Source organism: Trichloromonas sp., assembly GCF_041583255.1.
In the GTDB taxonomy this organism is placed as follows: domain Bacteria; phylum Desulfobacterota; class Desulfuromonadia; order Desulfuromonadales; family Trichloromonadaceae; genus Trichloromonas.
In genome coordinates, this window is the sequence record NZ_JBFHGD010000259.1 from 1 (window position 1) to 3975 (window position 3975).

Consider the following 3975-nt stretch of genomic DNA (forward strand, 5'->3'; position numbering starts at 1 on the left):
AATACTTAATATTACTAGCACAATCCCGGCATTTGTGTAAAGGCCTTAGCGGACGGCGCACAGACGAGACCCCCGCACACTGCGCCCTGCCGCCGGGCCCCGCATTAGAAATAAAAAAATAGACGACTCCGGCATTGACACACGAGATATTGTGGTTTAAATTCTGCCTCACACAGAATATAGCGATTGATTATCATTTTTCATTGTTAATTTTCTTCAAAGGATCAAAGACCCATGGAAAAACCGGCGACTTCCGCGACACACTCTCTCTCCGCCAACGCCATCACCGTTCTCGAACGCCGCTATCTCAAACGCGACGCCGAAGGCAAGGTTCTCGAAACGCCGGTCGACATGTTTCGCCGCGTCGCCAGGACCATCGCCTCGGCGGAAACGAAGCTGAAGACCGGCCAGGATGCTGCCGCGCTGGAAGAAGAGTTCTACCGGATGATGACCACCCTCGAGTTTCTGCCCAACTCCCCCACCCTGATGAATGCCGGCCGCGAACTCGGTCAGCTGTCGGCCTGCTTCGTGCTGCCGGTGGGCGACTCGATGGAGGAAATTTTCGAGGCCATCAAGCAGACCGCCCTGATCCACAAGAGCGGCGGCGGCACCGGCTTTTCCTTTTCGCGTATCCGTCCAGCCCGTGACGTGGTCAACTCGACCAGCGGTGTTTCTTCCGGTCCCCTGTCGTTCATGAAGGTGTTCGATGCCGCCACCGAGACCATCAAGCAGGGCGGCACCCGGCGCGGCGCCAACATGGGCATCTTGCGGGTCGACCATCCGGACATCATGGATTTCATCATGGCCAAGCGCGACCAGACCGTGCTGACCAACTTCAACATCTCGGTCGGGATGACCGAAGCCTTCATGCAAGCGGTCGAAACTGACGGCGAATACGCCATCATCAACCCCCGCACCCAGGAGCCGCTGATCAACATGCCGGCCCGCAAGGTCTTCGACCACATCGTCGATCTGGCCTGGACCAACGGCGAGCCGGGGATCATCTTCCTCGACCGCCTCAACCGCGACAACCCGACCCCGCACATCGGCGAGTTCGAGGCGACCAACCCCTGCGGCGAGCAGCCCCTGCTCCCCTACGAGTCGTGCAATCTCGGCTCGATCAATTTGGCCAAACTGGTCAAGAACGATGACGTCGACTGGGATCACCTGAAAAAGATCGTCCGACTTGCGGCCCGTTTCCTCGACAACGTCATCGAGGTCAACAACTACCCGATTCCGCAGATTTCCGAAATGACCCGCGCCAACCGCAAAATCGGTCTCGGCGTCATGGGCTGGGCCGACATGCTGATTCTGCTCGGACTCCCTTACAACAGCGACGACGCGGTAAAGCTCGGTGAAAAGATAATGAAGTTCATCACCGACGAAGCACGCAAACTATCGGTCGAACTCGCCGCCGAACGCGGTGCCTTCCCCAACTTCAAGGGGAGCGTCTTTGACAAGAAGGGCGGCAAAGAAATCCGCAACGCCACCAGCACCACCATCGCCCCGACCGGCACCATCTCCATCATGGCCAGCGCCTCCAGCGGCGTCGAACCGCTGTTCGCCGTCTCCTATGTGCGCCAGGTACTCGACAAAGACGTTTTGGTCGAGGTGCATCCGATATTCGAAAAGATCGCCCACGAACGGGGCTTCTATTCGCCCGAGTTGATGAAGAAAATTGCCGAGCACGGCACCGTGCAGGACATCGTCGAGGTTCCCGAAGATATACGACGGATCTTCGTCACTGCCCACGACATCACCCCCGAAGACCACATCCGCATGCAGGCGGCTTTTCAGAAATACACCGACAACGCCGTCTCCAAGACCGTCAACTTCGGCTCCAGCGCCACCAAGGAAGACGTCGCCACGGTCTACCGACTCGCCTACCAGCAGGGGTGTAAGGGCATCACCATCTACCGCGACGGCTCCCGTAATGAGCAGGTTCTCTCGGTCGCCAAAAAAGAGAAGGCTCCGGAGGACACGGTTCCCCGCGAGACCAAGAAGACCGGCCGCAAACGCGAGCGCCCTCGCGCCCTGCGCGGCACCACCTACCAGATGGAAACCGGCTGCGGCCCGCTCTACATCACCGTCAACGAAGACAAAGACGGGCTGTTCGAGCTCTTCACCACCATGGGCAAGGCCGGCGGCTGCGCCGCCAGCCAGTGTGAGGCCATCGGCCGACTGGTCTCTCTGGCCTGGCGCAGCGGCGTCCAGGCCCGCCAGGCGGTCAAGCAGATGATCGGCATCACCTGCCACAAGCCCGCCGGCTTCGGCGAAAACCGGGTCACCTCCTGCGCCGACGCCGTGGCCAAGGCGATCCAGATGCACATGGTCCAGCACGGCGAAGACGGCGTAGCGGTCAAACACAACGGCGGCGCCTGCCCCGAGTGCGGCGGCCCCGTCGAGCATGAAGGCGGCTGCTGCGTCTGCCATGCCTGCGGCTACAGTGAATGTGCGTAAGCTAAAGGATGAAAGCTCTGATTAAAGCCTGGTGAAACCGTGGGGGGGCAAGTTGGGAAGACCGGCTTGCCCCCTCCCTTTGCGCAGGGGTTAATCTGTGCGTCAAGACGAGAGGAAACCAATCAACAAGCCAAGGACAGCAAATGAGTGATTTACCGAAATGCCCGAAATGTGGTTCCGAATACACCTACGAAGACGGCAACCTGTATGTTTGCCCGGAATGCTCCCATGAATGGGCCAGGGATGCGGCCGCCGCAAACAGCGGCGATCAGCCCGTGTTCAGGGACGCCCACGGAAACATCCTTGAGGACGGCGATGCCGTCACGGTGATCAAGGATCTCAAGATCAAAGGCTCGTCGTCGGTGGTCAAGGTCGGGACCAAGGTCCGGAATATCCGGCTGGTCGAGGGGGATCATGATATCGATTGCAAGATCGACGGCATCGGTCCGATGAAGTTAAAATCGGAGTTCGTCAAAAAGGCCTGAGCGCTGCCGGCCGGCCCCCCGTTCAACATTTTCGCTTTAAACGCTTGAAAGTGGGTTCCTTTTTCTCCTCAGCCTCGGGTAGAATGGATGAATCGTGTTCATTTACCCCCGAGATTGAGACTTCTTTATGACAAGCCGAGTTTTCAGCAAAGGGTTCGCCCTGATCATCCTGCTTGCCGTACTGACCGCGGCGGGAACGGTCCGGGCCGGCATCGCCACCCCGGCCGCGACGCAGAACTACCAGCAATCGCCATCCGCCCTGGACGACGCCTCCCTCGTCGTCCAATCCTGGGAAAAGGACGGCCTGCTCGGCGCCGAGGTTCAGGGCCAGCTGGCATCCCCCTTTGCCGAGGTCCGCGAAACCCTGCCCCGCCCCGAATCATGGTGCGAGTTTCTGCCGCTGGTCTTCAACATCAAGTCCTGCACCTATGCCGCGCGCGACGGCCGCAATGAACTGACCTTGTACGTCGGCCGAAAATTCTACGAGGCCCCCAAAGAGGCTTTCCAGATCCGCTACGACTTCCATGTAGAGGCTCAGCAGCAGGACCGCTTCCGTATTCTGCTCACGGCCCCCGAAGGCCCTTACGGCACCAGGGATTATCGCATCGAGGTCGAAGCTTGGGAAGAGGCCGGGGGGCGCACTTCCCTGCGCATGGACTCCTCCTTCCGTCCAAGCCTGCGCAGCATGTTGGCCACCCGCGCCTACCTGGCTACGGCCGGCCGCGACAAGGTCGGCTTCAGCATTCAGGGAGATGAAGCCAACTACGTGAATGGCACCGGCGGCATCATCGAGCGCAACGCCATGCGTTATTTCCTCGCATTGAAGGCCCATCTCGACACCATCGGCCTGGCTGAGAACGAACAACTGGAAGCCCGGCTGCATGCCTGGTATGACATGACGGCCAGGTATCCGCAGCAACTTTATGAAATGGACAAGGACGAGTACCTGGATACCAAGAGGCGGGAATGGGTCCAGCAGAGGCAACTACAAGAGGGGGTGAGCCAAAGAGCCCTTGCCCCGGCCCATCGG

At 59.6% G+C, this 3975-nt stretch carries 3 protein-coding genes; all 3 read left to right on the forward strand.

Translation table 11 applies throughout. The annotated features are described in order from the left end of the window. Positions 1 to 234 precede the first annotated feature (234 nt). Positions 235 to 2460, forward strand: coding sequence for a vitamin B12-dependent ribonucleotide reductase (locus ABYV89_RS15100; RefSeq protein ID WP_432823763.1), 2226 nt, complete (start codon positions 235 to 237; stop codon positions 2458 to 2460). A 143-nt stretch (positions 2461 to 2603) separates the two neighbouring features. Continuing rightward, positions 2604 to 2945 (forward strand): zinc ribbon domain-containing protein YjdM, encoded by a 342-nt coding sequence (locus ABYV89_RS15105; protein WP_432823764.1) that lies wholly within the window; start codon positions 2604 to 2606, stop codon positions 2943 to 2945. Positions 2946 to 3072: 127 nt separating this feature from the next. Beyond that, a partial coding sequence (locus tag ABYV89_RS15110; protein WP_432823765.1) for a hypothetical protein occupies positions 3073 to 3975 on the forward strand: 903 nt, incomplete at its 3' end.

Coding starts and splice junctions, on each gene's coding strand:
- ABYV89_RS15105 (WP_432823764.1), top strand. CDS start 2,604: ATGAGTGATTTACCGAAATGCCCGAAATGTGGTTCCGAATACACCTAC.
- ABYV89_RS15100 (WP_432823763.1), top strand. CDS start 235: ATGGAAAAACCGGCGACTTCCGCGACACACTCTCTCTCCGCCAACGCC.